Genomic DNA, 16,233 nt, shown 5'->3' with positions numbered 1-16,233 from the left:
AACGTCTCGTGGGCTCGGAGATTTGTATAAGAGACACCTTGAGGGGCGGGCTTGCCCATCGCGTGACGGCCCAGAACCCCCGCGCGGGTCTTCTGGCGGCGCATCCGTGCCGTCGTGCCCTCGTGGAACCTTCTCCCCGCCCCGGCTGTCCAGGGGGCGGACGGGCGTCGGACGTCGCCTGCGGGACGTCCGGGAACACTTCGACGGGCGCCAGACGGGTGAAGGACCTTATGCTTCCGCGCGCGATGAGCACCAAGACGGGTGGCGGGCTGTACTGCGAGCTGTACTGGGGCACCAACCTCTCCGAGGCGTGGAGCTATGGCCCCGAGCAGGCCCCCGTCCACGCCGCGCCGGACGAGAAGGCCCCCCTGCCCCTCTATGGCTTCACGCTCCCGGAGGAGCCCTTCCTCTTCGCCGAGCGCACCGAGCGCGGCTGGCGCATCCACCTGCCTCCCGCCGCGCGCATCGAGCGCAAGCTGCGCGGAGACGCCTACGGCCCCGTGCCCGAATCCGAGCAGCGCCGCGACAACGGCCGCACCTCCGTGGACCTCGCCGAGGGCACGACGCTCCGCCTCTTCGAGGGGCAGCTGTCCCTCGTCGTGCAGGGCTCCGTGGTGAAGGAGCGCGTCGGCCCCCTCCAGTGGAAGGACATGGGCTGGCTGCTGGTGGTGAGCGCGCTCTTCCTCAGCCTGCCGGTGGGCTTCCTCATCGCGGGCCCCACGCCGGAGCGCCAGGCCGAGGCCAACACGCGCGCCCTGCAGCTCGCCGCCAAGAAGGAGGCCGAGCGCCGCAAGGCCCTGGGCCTGGACAAGCCGCTGCGCCCCCTCACCGAGGAAGAGCGCACCCAGCAGAAGCCCGACGCCGGCACCGGCGTCAACGTCCCCGGCTTCTTCCGCGTCCGCTGAAGCCTCAGGGCCCCAGGCCCACCCAGACCTCGCCGTCCTCGAAGAACTCCTTCTTCCAGATGGGCACGTCCTGCTTGAGCCGCTCAATCGCGTGCTCGCAGCCGCGGAACGCCTCCTTCCGGTGGGGCGCCGCCGCGGCGATGACGACGGCCAGCTCTCCGGGCGTCAGCGTGCCCACGCGGTGGACGATGGCCAGCCGCGTCCCCGGCCACTGCGCCGCCACCTCCGCGCCAATCTCCGCCAGCTTCTTCTCCGCCATGGGCGCGTAGGCCTCGTACTCCAGCCGCAGCACCCGCCGGCCCTTCGTCTGGTTGCGCACGGAGCCGCTGAAGGTGACGAGCCCGCCGTACGCCTCGCCGCCCACCGCCTCCACCACTTCCTCCAGGCGCAGCGGCCGGTCCACCACGCGGAACAGCCCCGGCGCGCCGCCCGCCACCGGCGGAATCAGCGCCACCTCCGCGCCCGCGCGCACCGGCGCCTCCGGGCCCACGAACTCCTGGTCCACCGCCACGCGCAGGTGCGGCAGGAGCGGCGCCAGCGCCGGGTGCCGCTCCGACAAGAGCCGCAGCACGTCGCTCACCCGGGCGTCCTCGGGCACCTCCAGCGTCTGCCGCGCCCCACCCGCGCGCTCCCGGGCCGCGGCGAAGAAGAGGACCGTGATGCTCGCACCACTCACCGCGACACCTCCCGCTCGCTGCGCAGCGACACGCGCCCCTTGAGCCGGGCCCCGCCCTCCGCCTGCGAGAAGTCCAGGAAGGCCGAGTCCAGCGGCGTGAGCTGATCCAGAAGCGCGCCGGTGAAGGCCTGCGCCGCCGCCAGCTGTCCCTGGGGCACGCCCGGCACGCTCTCCGGCGCCGAGAGGTCCGCGCGCAGCTGCCCCAAATCCACCATCACCGACACGTGCCCGGCGCCGAACGCCTCGCCGCCGAAGCGCTGGCGCAGCGCCGCGCCCACGTCTCCGCGCGGCCGCCCCTCCAGCACCTCGCCCGCCAGCAGCGTGGCGCGCTGGGAGGTGATGCGCAGCTCCACCGGCTGCTCCCGCAGCCGCGTCCGGTACACCACGCCGTCCGGCAGCTTCTGCGTCGTGAAGCGCAGCGAGGTGTCCTGGAGCTGCCGCTCGAGGAGGCGCAGCACGGGCTCGGACGACGTCAGCCCCGCCTCCACCACCACGGTGCCCCGGGGCTCCGGCCGCTTGTCCTGGATGAACTTGCGGAAGAAGGCCGGCGCGTCGAAGTACACCAGCATCCCCACGTCGCCGCGCAGCGCCTTCAGGAGCGGCTCCGCGTCCAGCCCCTGCTGGCGCCACCGCTCCAGCGTGCGCTCCCGGCGGGGCGAGCCCGGCGAGCCGAAGGCCAGCTTCGCCAGCTCCTCGGGCGGCACGGACAGTTGCGCCGCCGCCAGGGGCCCCAGCGCCGCCTGCTCCAGCAGCGCGGACGCCGGCGCGCTCCCGCCTTGCAGCAGCGGCCGCGTCGAGGCGAGGAAGCCATCCAGGTCCAGCCGCTCCGGCCGCGCGGCCAGCGACGCGAAGAAGCCCCGCACCGGGCCCTCCTCCTCGCCCTGCTCCATCGGCTCCGGCCGCGCCCCCGAGTACAGGTACACGCTGCCCTCCGCCACCTTCCCGCGCAGCTCGCCCAGCAGCGCGTCCTCGGACAGGCCGGGGCCCGTGAGCGCCTTCACCGCCCGGCGCGCCACCTCCACGTCCGGCGTCACCGCGAGCTGTGCCCGCGCCACCTGGCCCTCCTCCGGCTCCTCCGGGTTCTCCGGCACGGCCAGGTAGAGGTAGCCCCGGTCCTCGAACAGCAACATCGGCGAGCCACCCTCCGAGGGCATCACCCGCGCCGAGCCGTCCGCCTGGGGCCGCACCTGATGCCCGGCGTCGCGCAGCTCCTTCGACACGGCCTCCATCGCCGCCGCCGGCTCCGTCACGCCCAGCAGCGCCACCACGCCGTCGAACTCGGGCAGGAGGAAGAAGCCGAAGCCCTCCTCCGGGTCCACCACGGTGGAGCCGCCCGTCACGCCGCGCAGCATCAGCGACACCAGCGGGGCTTCCTCCAGCGTGCGCCGCGCGTTCTCCGGGCCGATGAGCCGCTCGTAGAAGTCCACCAGCGGCTCCACGTGGCCGCGGAGTTGGGGCACCCACAGCACCGTCTGCGCCGTGGCGGGCACCGCGCGCAGCACCGGCCGCGGCACCACGGTGAGCTGGACGCGGCCCACCTCCTCGCCCTCGTCCAGCGCCCGCACGGTGTACGTGCCCGGCCGCGAGAAGGCGTGGGACAGCCTCGCGGCCTTCTGGGGCGCGGTGTCGTCCCCCAGCTCCCAGGTGACGGCCGCCGCGCCCTCCTCGCGCGAGCCCAGCTCCACCGGCACGCCCGCCTCCACCGTGCGGTCCTGCCCCAGGTCCGGCCGCGCCGCCCGCCGGCAGCCGGAGCCCCCGGGGCCCACGGCGACCGTCAGCAGCAGCAGCAGCGCGACAAGCGGGGCCCGGGGGCGCGGAGGAAGCGGCATGAGCCGCTTAGTAGTCCAGCGCCAGTCCGAACATCCAGCGCCGGCTGGACAGGTCGAGCCCGCCGCCGCCGAAATTGTTCACATCCGCGTAGGTGTACTCGGCGAAGAGGTAGCTGTGGTTCACCCCGAGGTCCGAGTCGAAGTCGCGCGCGAAGCGCGGCTCCAGCACGTCCAGCATGAAGGCGATGCCGCCCGTGGCGTTCCAGCCCCACTCGGCGCCCGAGGCCTTGCGGCCCGGCACCGACTCGCGCTCCTCACCCTTGTTCACCCACCACGGCGTGTAGATGAGGCCCATCTTGCCGTAGGGCACGAAGGGGATGCCCCACTCGAAGGCCGCGTAGTCGAACTTGTAGAAGAGGTTGAGGTTGATGGGCACCACCTTCAGCGCCGTCTGCTCCGCCGCCTCGGCGCCGCTGGCCAGCCGCGCGGGCGCGTACTTCTCCGCGTAGCCGGCCGACAGGCCCACGCCCGCCGTGCCCACGCCCTGGTAGAAGAAGCGCTGCAGCTCCGCCTCGAACAGCAGCATCGACTCGTCGCCGAAGGTGTCCTTGTACGGCGAGCCGGTGAGCCCCTCCTCGTCGTCGACCAGGGGCTTGTAGCCGCCCAGCTTGAACTGCACCGCGCCGCTGCGAGGCGACTGCAGCGACAGATCCTCCGGCTGCATCACCACCCCTGGCGTGTCCTGTCCCCATGCGGGAAGCGCGGACAGGAGCGCCGCGAACCCCAGGGCCGTTGCCCGACTCATGACTGCTTCCTCCTCGACAGCCACAGGCCCAGGACGGCCAGCGCCACGCTCCCCGCCAGGCTGCCACCCGCCGCGGCACACCCGCCCTTCTCGGAGCCCCCGGCATCGACGTAGGCATCGAAGAAGCCGCTGCTCGCGATGGGCGTCCCGCGCACCGCCTCCGACAGGCCGCTCTCGTTGCCCGCCAGGTCCACCGCCCGGGCCTGCACGGCGTACTCGACGTCGTTCTGCAGGCCCTCCATGCGGAACGACGTGTTGTCCGTCGACTGCTCCTTCGTGGTGATGGGCTCACCCACCGGGGCCGTGCCGCCGTCGGCGTCCGTCCCCAGCGCCCGCACCTCCACCCGGATGAACTCCGCGTCGCCCTGCGCCGTCACCCGCACGTTCAGCGCCCCGTCCAGCCCCGACACGGACGGCGCCTCGGGAGCCGCGGGCGGCTTGGCGTCATACGTGACGGTGACGGCCGGCGTGCCGATGGTCTCGGCCACGGTCCGGCAGTTCGTGGTGATGGTCGAGTCGAACAGGCGCGTCGTCGCGCAGAGCCGGAAGGTCCGCTCCACGTCCGTCGCGCCGCAGCTCGAGTTGTTGCGCGCCAGCATCTCCGAGACGCGGAAGCTCTCGGAGCCCGTCGTCGTGGTGGGGGTGCGCTGGATTTCCTCCAGCTGGAGGTCATCCGTTCCGGGCGTGCCCGCGCAGGTGTCGTTGGACAGCCAGATGTAGACGGTGTCGCACAGGTTGGCGTTCGACAGCTGCCAGTTGATGGTTTGGGGATTCGCGCACTCGGCCTGGGAGACGACGATTCTGTTGTCGGCCTGGATGTTCGTGCCCGAGAAGGTCACGGACAGGGACTGTCCCAGGGCCGTCGACGCGAAGAGCAGGAGACCAGCGGATAGGAAACGCATGGATACGCGCACGCTAGCAAGTGGGAGGCCACCCACAACCCCCATGCAAACGCCCTATTCCGCCTCTGGGAGGCCCCACCGCCCCGCCAAACAGGCAGGGCGGCTTCGGGGGCGTTTGCCAATTTGTCAGGCGGGCCGCTTCGCCAGGAGCATTCCCGCCTCGACGAGGTTGAGGGCGGCGCCCCGGCTGGCGTTGTCCACGGCGGCGAAGAGCGTCACCCACTCGGGGGCCTGGGGAAAGGCGCGCACCCGGCCCACATGGACGGCCGGGTCCGAAGTCACGAGCATGGGCATGGGGTAGATGCGCTCGCCGGGGGCGTCCAGCACCTTGAGTGCCTGGGACGTCTTGAGGGCGGCGCGCACCTGCTCCACCGGGCCCGGCTTCTTGAGCTGCACGTTGAGGGTGAGGCCGTGGCCGTAGAAGCTGGGCACCTGCACGGCGGTGCCGGCGATGACGGGCACCTCGCCCCGGGCGGAGAACAGCCGGGCGGCCTCCAGCGTCCAGCCGCCCTCCTCCTCCGTCCAGGGGGAGTTCACCATGAAGCCGCCCACCTGGGGCACGAGGTTGAAGCCCACCCGGTGGGGGAAGACGTGGGGCTCCGGCTCGCGCCCGGACAGCAGGTCCGCCGTCTGCTTCTCCAGCTCCGCCACCCCGCGCACGCCCGCGCTGGACACGCCCATCATCGCCGTCACCTGCGCGCGCACCACGCCGAAGGCCCGGCGCAGGGGCTCCACCACCTGCACCACGGCGGAGGTGACGGCGCCCGGCAGGCACACCACGCGGCCCTTGAAGGTGAAGCCCGCGCCCAGCGCCTCGCCGTTGAAGCCCGGCAGTACGAGCGGCACGTTGCCGTCGCCCCGGAAGGCGGAGCTGACGTCCACCACCCACGCGCCCGCCGCCTGCGCGGCCGGGGCCAGCGTGCGCGACGCCTCGGCCGGGGTGGCCAGCAGCACCACGCCCAGGCCCCGGAAGGCGTCCGGCGTGGCCCGCTCCACCTCCAGCGAGTCCTCGCCGTACTCCACCTCCAGGCCGTTGGAGCGCTCGGAGCCGAAGGCGCGCACGCGCTCGGCGGGCACGTCCTGGGCGTACAGCGCGGCCAGCACCTCGCGGCCCACCACGCCGGTGGCTCCCACCACGCCAATCGTCACGTCGTCTTTCATGGGCGCGTCCTTTACCTACCCGCGCCCGCGGACGCGAGCGCCGCGCGACGCGGGCGTCAGTCTTCCTTCAACCGCGCCGAGGGCGCCGGCCCGGGCAGCGGAGGGAACTTGGGGTTGCGCTCCGGCTCGGAGGCGCGCACGTAGTGCGGCTCCAGCGCGAAGAGCGTCTGCAGGCTCCACTCCGCCGGGAAGCGCGCCAGCCGCGCCAGCGCCACCGCCGAGGGAAACGTCGGCCCCGCCAAGAGCCGCTCTGGCGCCACCCCGTGCGACTCCAGCGCCACGCGGTAGTCCGTCAGCGCGGGGCCCAGCGCCAGCGCGCGGGGCTCGGCCGCCATCCGCGCGGCCACCTCCTGGGGGGACATGGCCGTCTCCGGCTCCAGCGCCTCCACCGTCCCGCCCCGCCGCACGTACGCGCCCAGGTACAGGTCGTCCTTGCGCGCCACCGCCAGGCAGTACAGCGGCACGTCCTCCGGCCCCTCCAGCGCCACCGCCGCCAGCGACGAGGCGCCCGCCACCTTGAGGTTCGCCGCGTACGCCAGCGACTTCGCCGTGGCCAGCCCGATGCGCAGCCCCGTGAAGGAGCCCGGCCCCAGGCCCACCACCAGCCCCTCCAGCGCCGCCAGCTTCGCGCCGTGCCGCGCCAGCAATTCGCCGATGATGCCGGGCAGTACCTCGCTCTGCTTCTGGGGCGGCCCCACCACCACGTGCTCCAGCGCGCGCACGCCACCGTCCGGCGCGCGCTCCACCAGGGCCAGCGACAGCGTCAGCGTGGAGGTGTCCAGCGAGAGGAACATGCGCCGCTCCCTACACCGGCGCGGCCCAGGACGCCCGGGGAATCTCCGACACGGGCGTGGTGCAGCGGTACAGCCGCACGCGCGTCACGCCCTTGTCCACCATGTCCAGCTTCTTCGCGGCGGCCAGCGACAGGTCGATGATGCGGCCCTCCACGAAGGGCCCGCGGTCGTTCACCCGCACCTCCACCTGCTTGCCGTTCTCCATGTTCACCACGCGCACGCACGAGCCGAAGCGCTCCTTGCGGTGCGCGGCGGTGAGCGCGTTCTGGTTGAAGCGCTCGCCGCTGGCGGTGGGCCGGCCGTGCAGGCCCGGGCCGTAGAAGGACGCCAGCCCCTCGCCCAGGTAGCCGCGCGGCATCTGCTCGCGCCGCGTCACGGGAGGCGAGCCCTGCGACTTCGGCGCCTGGCGCGTGGCGGCGGGGGTTTCCGGAGGCTGGGGCTTCGCCGCCCGCTGGGCACAGCCCGCGAGCACGCTCAGTCCCACGACGCAGGCAACGAGACTTCCTCGCATGGCACCTCTAGCGCATGACGTCGTTGGAGACGGCCAGCAGCATCAGCATGATGAGCAGCGCCAGGCCGACCATGTTGGCCACCTCGCGCACCCGCACGGGAATGGGGCGGCGGCGGATGCCCTCCCACGCGGCGGACAGCAGGTGGAAGCCGTCCAGCACGGGGATGGGCAAGAGGTTCATCACGCCCAGGTTGATGGAGATGATGGCCATCAGCTCGAGGAAGGTATCCAGGCCCCGCTCGGCGCTCTTGGCGGCCATCTGGTACATCATGATGGGCCCGCCCACGGTGGAGAGCGGCACGTCGCGGGTGATGAGCCCGCCGATGACCTTCACCATCTGCCCGACGATTTTCGGGACGATGAGCGCCGCCTCCTTGAAGGCCTCGCCCGGCCCGAAGTGGACCGTCACCTGGTCCTCCGCCGTCCGGTCCGCGTACCGCGGGTCCCAGTTGCGCACCCCCAGCACCACCGGCTTGGAGGGGTTGCCCATGCCGTCCACCATCTCCAGCGGGGCCTGCGCCAGCTTCTCCGTGCGCTCGCCGCCCGCGCCGCGCCAGGTCAGCGTGAAGGGCTGCTCCTTCATCGCGCTGAGCCGCGTGGTGAACTGGTAGAAGGACTCCATCGTCTTCCCGTCGAGCGAGACGATGCGGTCCCCCGCCTTCAGGCCGGCCTTCTCCGCCGCGCTGCCCGACGCCACCAGGGCCACGTACAGGTCCGCGGGCTCCGCGCCAATCGCCGCCAGCCCCTCCCCGGCCTGCTTGGGCACGGTGACGTCCAGCACCTTCGCCGCGCGGCCCGTGACGGCGCCCGCCTGCACCGGCTCCAGCCGCCGCACGGTGAGCTTCAGGGGCGTGCCCTCCGGGTGCTTCGCCAGCGCCTGGTACAGCCGCGCCTCGTCCTGCACGGCGACGTCATTGACGGCCAGGACGCGGTCGAAGGTGCGCAGGCCGGACTGCTCGGCGAGCGAGCCCGGGGGCACACCCACCAGCGAGGGCCGCGACAGCGCCTCCACGCCAATCTTCCCGCGCTCCACCGTCTCGATGGGCGACGTGTCCACCGTCTTCACCGGCGTCACCTGGAACGTCAGCTGCTGCCCGTCGCGCTCCACCACGACGGGAATCGGCCGGTCGAAGCGGCCCACGAAGGCCTCGGTCATGTCGTCGAAGGTGCGCACCGGCTCACCCTCGACGGAGAGGACGCGGTCACCGGGGCGGATGCCGGCGGCGGCGGCGGGCATGCCCGGGCTGACGCTGCCCACCAGGGTGGAGATGGCCTGGTGCGGCCCGAGGAAGACGAAGAAGTAGATGAGGACCGGGAAGATGAGGTTGAAGGCGGGCCCGGCGAGGACGATGAGGCCGCGCTTCCAGGGAGGCTGCGCGAGGAAGCCCCGGCTGGCCTCCTCGGGGCTGAGCTCCTCGTGGGGCATATCCCCCGCCATCTTCACGAAGCCGCCCAGGGGCAGCAGGGCAATCTGGTACTCCGTCTCGCCCTTGGTGAAGCCAATCAGCTTCGGACCGAAGCCGATGGAGAACTTCAGCACCTTCACCCCGCAGGCCTTGGCCACGAGGAAGTGGCCGAGCTCGTGCACCGTGACGAGCACGCCCAGCAGGACGATGAAGGACAAGGCGTTCTGGAGCATGGGCGCAACAGTAATCGTGGGCGCCCGGACGGACAACGCACATCGGGGCCCGCCGAGCAGGCGGGCAGGCGGAACGGCGCGGACTTACGGCAGGAGGCCGCGCACGAACTGCACGTAGACGAACACCAGGGGGGCGTTGAACAACAGCGCGTCGATGCGGTCCAGCACGCCGCCGTGCCCGGGGATGAGGAAGCCCGAGTCCTTCACCCCGTAGGCCCGCTTGAGCATGGACTCGCACAGGTCGCCAATGGGCCCGAGGATGCCGCCGGCGATGCCCAGCAGCACACAGTCCCACACGGTGAAGACGGGGAAGAAGCCCGCCTTGGCGATGAACATGCCGCCCACCGAGCCCAGCATGCCCCCGAAGAAGCCTTCCCACGTCTTGTTGGGGCTCACCTCGGGGTACAGCTTGTGCTTCCCCAGGAAGCGGCCGAAGAAGTAGGCGGCGGTGTCGTTGGCCCAGGTGATGGTCAGCGCGCAGATGACCCACGCCAGGCCATGGTCCGGCAACAGGCGCAGGGCGGACAGCGCGGTGAGGCCCACCGAGCCGTACAGGAAGCCGTTGACCAGGTGCGCGGTGCGCGTGGGCGCCTCGGCCAGGGGGCCCTTGAACAGGTGGTAGATCCACGCGAAGAACGCGAAGACGATGGTGAGCCAGAAGGCCGTCTCACCGGTGCGGGCCGCGTCCCTCAGGGGCAGGAAGGGCAGCACGAAGGCGAAGGCCATGCCCACCCAGGCGGCCACCGTCAGCCGCTTCTGGACGATGAGGTAGTACTCGCCGACACAGGCGGCGGCGGCGACCCCGAGCAGCCCGGCACTCCACACGCCGCCCAGGAAGAGCAGCAGGAGCACCAGGGGCAGCAGCGTCACTGCCGAGACGATGCGGATGACGAGGTTCTTGTTCTTGTCGTTCACGCCTTGGCCCGCTGGGGAGGTTCCTCCCGCTTCACCTGGGCGGAGGTCAGCCCGAAGCGCCGCTCACGCTGCTGGAACTGCGCCACGCAGCGGAGGAACTCCTCGGTACGGAAGTCCGGCCACAGGGCGTCCGTGAAGCACAGCTCCGCGTACGCCACCTGCCAGAGGAGGAAGTTGGACACGCGCAGCTCGCCGCTGGTGCGCACCACCAGGTCCAGCGGGGGCAGCCCGTTCGTCCACAGGTACTGCTCGAAGTCCTTCTCCTCCAAGCGGCCGGGGACGAGCTCGCCCTTGGAGATGGCCTCGGCCATGCGCTGGGCGGCGCGGAGGATTTCCTCGCGCCCGCCGTAGGACAGGGCCAGCGACAGCACCATGCCGGTGTTGTGGGCGGAGTCGGCGATCAGCTTGTCGAGCGGCTCGCGCACGTAGCGGGGCAGCCGGTCGATGTCGCCGATGGCGTTGAGGCGGATGCTGTTGTCGAGGATTTCGGGGCGCTCGCGCTCGAGGTAGTCGCGCAGCAGCTCCATGAGGCCGGCGACCTCTTCGGCGGGGCGGGCCCAGTTCTGCGAGGAGAAGGCGTAGAGCGTGAGGGCCTGGATGCCCAGGCGGCGCGCGGTGCGCGTCACCTCGCGGACGCTGGAGCTGCCCTCGCGATGGCCCTCCAGCCGAGGCAGGCCGCGGGACTCCGCCCAGCGGCCATTGCCATCCATGATGATGCCCACGTGGCGAGGCACAGGACGGGCCTTCACCTGTAGCTCGAGGGCGGATACCGAGGGGCGTTCCATGAAGCCGCGCACCCTATCGGCGCCGCCGCGCCGCGTCCACGGGCGCGTGGCCCAACCGTCACCCGGCGCCCCTGGCCGGTCGCTCGCCCGGGGTGGACGGTTGGCGGGGCTTTGGAATGTAGGCCCAGGTAGGTTTCCTGACTAATAAATGGGCCAATCCGGGCAAGCGAGGTCGGCGGGGCCGTTACGCCAGGAGGCGTAGGCGGCGTCACCAGCGGCGGGCCACGGCTTGCCGAAGGCGCGGGCGAAGTAATCGGCCCAGTGGGGCTGGGAGCCATCCAGGTCGGTGAAGCCGTACTCGCGCGCGAGGTCCCAGGAGCTGAACACCCGGCCGGCCTTCGTGCCCACGTTCGGGTCCGCCGCGAGCGCCGCCACCGCGCGTCCCACGTACGCGGGGGACTCCGAGGCGATGAAGTGCGGGTCCTTCTTCGCGCCGTCGCGCCAGTTCGCCTCCGTCACGCCGAAGTTCTCCAGCATCTCCTCGGAGCGCAGGAAGCCCGGCGTCAGCGCCAGCGCCGTCACCTGCGTGCGGCGCAAATCCCTCGCCATGGTGAAGGCGATGCGGATGACGGACATCTTCACCAGGTCGTACCAGAGGCTGCCGCGGTAGCCGAAGGTGTTGCCGTCCGTGATTTCAACGATGAGCCCGCGGTTCTTCTCCACCATGAGCGGCACGAAGTGGCGGCTGGTGATGAGGTGGGTGAAGACGGCGCGCTCGTACATGCGCTGGCCGTTGGCGGCGGACTGCTTCCAGAACGGCGCGCCGAACTCGGCGAGCGCGTCCCCGCCCCAGATGTCGTTGACCAGCACGTCGAGCCGGCCCTGCTCGCTGCGGATGCGCTCGCACAGGGCGGAGACCTCCTCCTCGACGGAGTGGTCCACCCGCACCGCGATGCCGCGCCCGCCGCGCGCGGTGACGAACTCGGCGGTCTCCTCGATGGTCTCCGGGCGCTTGTCGCCGGAGGCGGGCCGGCCGCGCACGCTGCGGCCCGTGCAGTACACGGTGGCTCCCGCCTCGCCGAGCATGGTGGCGATGCCCCGCCCGGCCCCGCGCGTGGCACCAGCGACGAGGGCGATGCGTCCTTCGAGTGGCTTCATGGGATGGCGCTCCTTCGGTGAGGGTCTCCCAGGCATCCTGGCGATGGAATCCTGACACCCACTGTCATGATTGCCGGCGTACAGTCCGCGCTCGACTGCCCCCATGCGTGCCGACCGACTCGTCCGATTGACGCTGCTGCTCCAAACCCGCCCGAAGATGACGGCGGGAGAGCTGGCCCGGGAGCTCCAGGTTTCCGAGCGCACCATTCATCGCGACCTGGATGCGCTGTCCGGCGCGGGAGTGCCGGTGTACGCGACGCGAGGCGCGGCGGGGGGCGTGGCGCTCATGGAGGGATGGCGCACGCAGCTCACCGGGCTGACGCGCGCGGAGCTGCATGCGCTGGCGACCGTGGGAGCGCCGGGAGCCCTGGAAGATTTGGGGTTGTCGGCGCCGCTGCGAACGGGGCTGGTGAAGCTGGCGGCGGCGCTGCCCGCGCTACAGCAGCCCACGCTGGAATACGCACGGCAGCGGCTGCACGTGGACGCGTCCTCGTGGTTCGCGGAGCGCGAGCCCGTGCCGCATCTGGCCGTGCTGCGGGACGCGGTGTGGCAGGACCGGCGCGTGGTGCTGGCGTACCGGGACTTCGAGGGCCAGCGAAGCCGGAAGGTGGTGGACCCGTACGCGCTCGTCATCAAGGCGGACCGCTGGTACCTCGTCGCGGGGAACGGTGAAGAGCCGCGCGTCTACCGGGGCTCGCGGGTGGAGGGGGCGAAGCTGTTGGAGGAATCATTCCTCCGCCCCGCGCGCTTCGACCTGCCGTCGTTCTGGAGGGAGTGGTGCAAGCGCTTCGCGGAGAAGCGGGCCACGTATGAAGTCACCGTGCGGCTCACGGCGGAGGCGGCGGAGGCGCTGAAAATGATTCGCCCTCCGGCGGACCGCGCGCGCATCGAAGGCGCTCCGAAGGCAAGCGATGGCAGCCGCACCGTCACCGTGGATTTCGAGCGGGAGAGCATCGCGGTGTCTCAGCTCTGTGAGGTCGGCGGTGGCTTCGAGGTGCTCGCCCCGGAGGCCCTGCGGAACCGACTCGTCACGCTGGCGGAGGGAATCCTGATCATGCATGGCGCACCGCGACGACGGGCCCCGCGCGCGAAGAAGCGGTGACGGTTGCAATGTCAGACGCGGGAGAAAGTGAAGGACAGCGGCGCGGAGTGGCGGGAGGAGCGTGGTAGCGTGACCTTTCATGGAAAGCATTTCTTTCTGGGGGGCTCCCGCTCGCGCGCTGTTCCTGGGCATGGCGCTGCTGCTGCCAGGGCCGATGCTCGCGCAGACCGCGGGCGCTGCGTCGACGAAGGTACCGGGGCAGGAAGACGGGTTCCGGGCACGATTGCAGACAGCAGTGTGGCTCTATGAGGAACTGGAGTACGAACAGTCCCTCAAGGCACTGACCCAGGCGAAGCCGCTGGCGAAGACCGATGGCGAGCGGGCCCTGGCCGCGCTGTACGAAGGCGCCGTGCTGGCGGACCTTGGACAGCGACCACGCTCCCTGACAGCATTCCGTGAAGCGCTGTCCCTCGACCTGGAGGCTCGGCTCCCGGTGAAGGTGTCTCCCAAGGTGGAGCGGGACTTCGAGGCCGTGCGCGAAGAGGTGCGGAACGAACGCGCGGCACAGGCACGAGCCAGGGCGCAACCCACTCAGCCCCTCCCCTCTTCTCCGTCGGTTGCATCCGGCACCACCGACCGGCCTCTCCAGCCGTCCACACTGGAACCGGGACGGATGGCGCCCCCGACGCCTTCCTCGCCCACGGTGGACCTGAGTCCGCCCCAGCTCCACGAAGAACGCTCCCGCCGCCTCCGTCCCCTGCCGTTGGTGTTGCTGGGCGCGGGCGTCGTGGCCGGCGGCCTGGGCGGCTACTTCGGACTCCAGTCCCGGGGCAACATCGAGGACGCACGGGGCGCCACCTCCATGCAGTCCCAGAGCGGTCACCTGGAAGATGCACGGAGTCAGGCACTCATCGCGAACGTCCTCTTCGGCGCGGCCCTCACGGCGGCGGCAGGCGCAGCCATCACCTGGTTCACCGGCACCGAGCCTCGTCCTGTCACGGAGGTGTCCCCGTGATTCGCGCGACCGCGGCACTCTTCCTGTTGCTCCTCAATGCATGCACCGTCCCGAGCAGTGAAGAGCTCGGCGGATGCGCCTCGGTCGTCCAGGATTCGAGTGCCATCCTCGTGGCTGGAGACACGTGTAAAGCCGCCGTGCGGCTCAGCGTGACCTACGAGGGCTTCCGGCCTGGCTGTGTGCTCGTGATGGCCCGCGACGTTGACAGCGGCAAGGAGCTCTCCAAGGAAGTGGCGGGCCAGGGCGTCCCCACCAGCGGCTCCTTCCTGGTGGGCGTGCTCGCCCAGGAGGACTGGGGCAATACGGTGGAGGTGGAGGCCCGCGCCTTCGAGCGCGCCTGCGACGGCACGCCCGTGGTGCGCAACTCGGAGCAAGTCACGCTCACGTCCGGCAAGGTGACCGAGGCGACGTTGCAGCTCGCCGCGACGGATGGGGACGGGGATGGCTATGTGGCCACTCGCAGTGGCGGTACGGACTGCGATGACGGTGATACCGAGGTCCACCCGGGCGCCACGGAGCGCTGCAACAGCGAGGACGACAACTGCGATGGCCGGTCGGACCTGGAGGAATTGTCGCTGGAGCAGAGCTGCACCAATGCGCAGAGCTGCTCGGGGACACGCCGCTGTGGTGACAATGGGGAGGTCGTCTGCTCCATCCCCAATGGCATCACCGCGTACCCGGACGCGGACCAGGATGGCCACGGTGACAAGAACGCCTCCGCGGCGGTCTTCTGTAATGGCGTGCCGACGGGCTACATCGAGGGTCCTCCGACGGACTGTAACGACAGCAGCGCCAACGTGCGTCCCGGCGCGATGGAGCGTTGCAACGACGTGGACGACAACTGCGACAGCAACGTGAACGAGGGCATCCCCGCGCCCGGCACGCCGTGCACGGATGCTGAGTCACAGTGCGGTGGCCAGTACGCGTGTGACACCGTCAGCGGGAATGCCGTCTGCAATCTCACCCAGCAACCGTCGGACTGGGTGCTCGATGAGGACGGTGATGGCTACGGCAGCGGCACGGCGACCCGGTCCTGCGTATCTCCTGGTGCCGGATACATCACGCGGGCTGGTGACTGCAGGGAGGGGAACCCGTTCACGTACCCGGGCGCGCCGGAGATCTGCGACCAGGAGGACAACAACTGCGACAACCTGGTTGAGGCTACTTCGGTGTGCTCCAATCCCCACTGGGCATCGCAGACCGTGGGTGCGGCCTCTTTCAACTGGCGCTCCGTCGTGACACCAGCCTCTGGTGCGGTGGGAGTCGTCGGTAGCATCGATGTCCGCGCCCTGCTCCCCGCTGGTGGCACCTCGTTCCAATTAACGACGACGGGGTGCGGCACCAACGTCGACCGGTACGCGATATGGGTCGACGCGAACAATGGCCGCGGCTACATGGGGTCGTTTGGGGGCCGACTCGACTTCCAGGATTTCGGGAGCACGAACTGCACCACACCGCACGACCTGAACCGTGAAATTCGGGGACTGGTTGGCATCAGGAACGGCGCCAACCTCGAGATTCATGGCGTGACCCCTGCTTTCGACTCGTCCGGCGCAGGCTCGACGTTCATCTGGGACGGCGCCAACACCCTCACCTACGGAACGACCCAGGTTGCTTCTCTGTATGACGTTCATGGCGTCAGTCGGAATGCGCTGTTCGCGGTGGGTGGCGCTCCGATCGGGCAGAGCCCTCGCATCTACCGCTTCAACCCGAGCAACGGCCAGTGGCAGCGGGAAACCCTCCCCAGCAACCAGGGCCCTGCCCGCCTCAATGGAGTCTGGGTAGTAAACGAGAAGCTCGCGTTCGCGGTGGGCACGGAGAACACCGTGCTGAAGTGGGATGGAACGGCCTGGAGCAAGATGGCCTTCCCCAGCGATTACGCCGACAGCCTGACCTCCGTCATCGCCTTCGGCGCATCCTCCGCTTACGCCACCGCCTACAACGGCCGCATCTACCGCTACGACGGCCAGGACTGGCGGGTCGTCTACGAAAGCACCAGCGCCCGCTTCAACGACATCGCCGGCACCAGCCCGGCGAACCTGTGGGTCGCGGGGGAGAACGGCATGATGGTGCACTGGCCGCAGTGGCCCTAGTACCCCGGCACAGAGATTCTGAGGGGTTCAGGCGGCAGCGGCGACGGCCGCCTGGGCCTGGGGGTACGCGCGCCCGAGTTTGGTGCGGGCGCCCTCGATCGTGAAGCGCCAGCGGACTCGAGC

15 protein-coding genes are annotated in these 16,233 nt (G+C 70.8%); 4 read left to right on the top strand and 11 right to left on the bottom strand.

From position 1 onward, the window contains the following. Positions 1-245 precede the first annotated feature (245 nt). A complete protein-coding gene (locus tag HG543_RS39910; protein WP_169350168.1) occupies positions 246-905 on the top strand; it encodes a hypothetical protein in 660 nt (219 codons plus the stop codon). A gap of 4 nt (positions 906-909) precedes the next feature. Here the strand turns inward: HG543_RS39910 and moaD are convergent, their stop codons facing one another. From moaD to HG543_RS39855, 11 genes are all read right to left on the bottom strand, one after another. Beyond that, positions 910-1,581, bottom strand: coding sequence for a molybdopterin converting factor subunit 1 (gene moaD / locus HG543_RS56585; protein WP_169350167.1), 672 nt, complete (start codon positions 1,579-1,581; stop codon positions 910-912). After that, positions 1,578-3,410, bottom strand: coding sequence for a PKD domain-containing protein (locus tag HG543_RS39900; RefSeq protein ID WP_169350166.1), 1,833 nt, complete (start codon positions 3,408-3,410; stop codon positions 1,578-1,580). Before HG543_RS39900 ends, moaD begins: the two co-directional genes overlap by 4 nt. Positions 3,411-3,417: 7 nt before the next feature. After that, the gene (locus HG543_RS39895) at positions 3,418-4,155 is read right to left on the bottom strand and encodes an MXAN_2562 family outer membrane beta-barrel protein (protein WP_169350165.1); all 738 of its coding nucleotides are present in this window, start codon (positions 4,153-4,155) and stop codon (positions 3,418-3,420) included. Then, positions 4,152-5,057 (bottom strand): MXAN_2561 family MXYO-CTERM-anchored protein, encoded by a 906-nt coding sequence (locus tag HG543_RS39890; protein ID WP_246357629.1) that lies wholly within the window; start codon positions 5,055-5,057, stop codon positions 4,152-4,154. Before HG543_RS39890 ends, HG543_RS39895 begins: the two co-directional genes overlap by 4 nt. A 126-nt stretch (positions 5,058-5,183) precedes the next feature. After that, positions 5,184-6,218 carry an aspartate-semialdehyde dehydrogenase gene (locus HG543_RS39885; protein ID WP_169350164.1) on the bottom strand — a complete coding sequence of 345 codons (1,035 nt, stop codon included), beginning with the start codon at positions 6,216-6,218 and terminating at the stop codon, positions 5,184-5,186. Between the two features lie 56 nt (positions 6,219-6,274). Continuing rightward, entirely contained in the window at positions 6,275-7,012 is a 738-nt protein-coding gene (tsaB, locus tag HG543_RS39880; protein WP_169350163.1) for a tRNA (adenosine(37)-N6)-threonylcarbamoyltransferase complex dimerization subunit type 1 TsaB, read from the bottom strand. Between the two features lie 10 nt (positions 7,013-7,022). Continuing rightward, entirely contained in the window at positions 7,023-7,523 is a 501-nt protein-coding gene (locus HG543_RS39875) for a septal ring lytic transglycosylase RlpA family protein (protein ID WP_169350162.1), read from the bottom strand. 7 nt (positions 7,524-7,530) lie between these two features. Next, the gene (rseP, locus tag HG543_RS39870; RefSeq protein WP_169350161.1) at positions 7,531-9,162 is read right to left on the bottom strand and encodes an RIP metalloprotease RseP; all 1,632 of its coding nucleotides are present in this window, start codon (positions 9,160-9,162) and stop codon (positions 7,531-7,533) included. Between the two features lie 84 nt (positions 9,163-9,246). Further along, entirely contained in the window at positions 9,247-10,077 is an 831-nt protein-coding gene (locus HG543_RS39865) for a phosphatidate cytidylyltransferase (RefSeq protein ID WP_169350160.1), read from the bottom strand. Further along, complete coding sequence (gene uppS, locus HG543_RS39860; protein ID WP_169350159.1) at positions 10,074-10,862, bottom strand: undecaprenyl pyrophosphate synthase; 789 nt, start codon at positions 10,860-10,862, stop codon at positions 10,074-10,076. The genes HG543_RS39865 and uppS overlap by 4 nt, the downstream gene beginning before the upstream one ends. A gap of 141 nt (positions 10,863-11,003) precedes the next feature. Further along, positions 11,004-11,960, bottom strand: coding sequence for an SDR family oxidoreductase (locus tag HG543_RS39855; protein ID WP_169350158.1), 957 nt, complete (start codon positions 11,958-11,960; stop codon positions 11,004-11,006). A gap of 103 nt (positions 11,961-12,063) precedes the next feature. Here HG543_RS39855 and HG543_RS39850 point away from each other — a divergent pair, with 103 nt between their 5' ends. From HG543_RS39850 to HG543_RS39840, 3 genes are all read left to right on the top strand, one after another. Continuing rightward, the gene (locus tag HG543_RS39850; protein WP_169350157.1) at positions 12,064-13,062 is read left to right on the top strand and encodes a helix-turn-helix transcriptional regulator; all 999 of its coding nucleotides are present in this window, start codon (positions 12,064-12,066) and stop codon (positions 13,060-13,062) included. 79 nt (positions 13,063-13,141) lie between these two features. After that, on the top strand, positions 13,142-14,017 hold the full coding sequence (locus tag HG543_RS39845; RefSeq protein WP_246357628.1) for a tetratricopeptide repeat protein: 876 nt from the start codon (positions 13,142-13,144) through the stop codon (positions 14,015-14,017). Continuing rightward, positions 14,014-16,110, top strand: a complete 2,097-nt coding sequence (locus tag HG543_RS39840) for a MopE-related protein (protein WP_169350156.1) — start codon at positions 14,014-14,016, stop codon at positions 16,108-16,110. The genes HG543_RS39845 and HG543_RS39840 overlap by 4 nt, the downstream gene beginning before the upstream one ends. Positions 16,111-16,233 lie beyond the last annotated feature (123 nt).

Origin of the sequence: Pyxidicoccus fallax, from assembly GCF_012933655.1 — a bacterium.
GTDB classification, from domain to species: domain Bacteria; phylum Myxococcota; class Myxococcia; order Myxococcales; family Myxococcaceae; genus Myxococcus; species Myxococcus fallax.
Note: the sequence above shows the minus strand (reverse complement) of the source record. Positions and strands in the feature narration are given on the sequence as shown.

Bases quoted from the DNA above. Each gene is read 5' to 3' on its own strand.
- HG543_RS39890 (WP_246357629.1), bottom strand. From the start codon at position 5,057: ATGCGTTTCCTATCCGCTGGTCTCCTGCTCTTCGCGTCGACGGCCCTG.
- HG543_RS39885 (WP_169350164.1), bottom strand. From the start codon at position 6,218: ATGAAAGACGACGTGACGATTGGCGTGGTGGGAGCCACCGGCGTGGTG.
- HG543_RS39855 (WP_169350158.1), bottom strand. From the start codon at position 11,960: ATGAAGCCACTCGAAGGACGCATCGCCCTCGTCGCTGGTGCCACGCGC.
- HG543_RS39845 (WP_246357628.1), top strand. From the start codon at position 13,142: ATGGAAAGCATTTCTTTCTGGGGGGCTCCCGCTCGCGCGCTGTTCCTG.
- HG543_RS39910 (WP_169350168.1), top strand. From the start codon at position 246: ATGAGCACCAAGACGGGTGGCGGGCTGTACTGCGAGCTGTACTGGGGC.
- HG543_RS39875 (WP_169350162.1), bottom strand. From the start codon at position 7,523: ATGCGAGGAAGTCTCGTTGCCTGCGTCGTGGGACTGAGCGTGCTCGCG.
- HG543_RS39900 (WP_169350166.1), bottom strand. From the start codon at position 3,410: ATGCCGCTTCCTCCGCGCCCCCGGGCCCCGCTTGTCGCGCTGCTGCTG.
- rseP (WP_169350161.1), bottom strand. From the start codon at position 9,162: ATGCTCCAGAACGCCTTGTCCTTCATCGTCCTGCTGGGCGTGCTCGTC.
- HG543_RS39850 (WP_169350157.1), top strand. From the start codon at position 12,064: ATGCGTGCCGACCGACTCGTCCGATTGACGCTGCTGCTCCAAACCCGC.
- uppS (WP_169350159.1), bottom strand. From the start codon at position 10,862: ATGGAACGCCCCTCGGTATCCGCCCTCGAGCTACAGGTGAAGGCCCGT.
- tsaB (WP_169350163.1), bottom strand. From the start codon at position 7,012: ATGTTCCTCTCGCTGGACACCTCCACGCTGACGCTGTCGCTGGCCCTG.
- HG543_RS39895 (WP_169350165.1), bottom strand. From the start codon at position 4,155: ATGAGTCGGGCAACGGCCCTGGGGTTCGCGGCGCTCCTGTCCGCGCTT.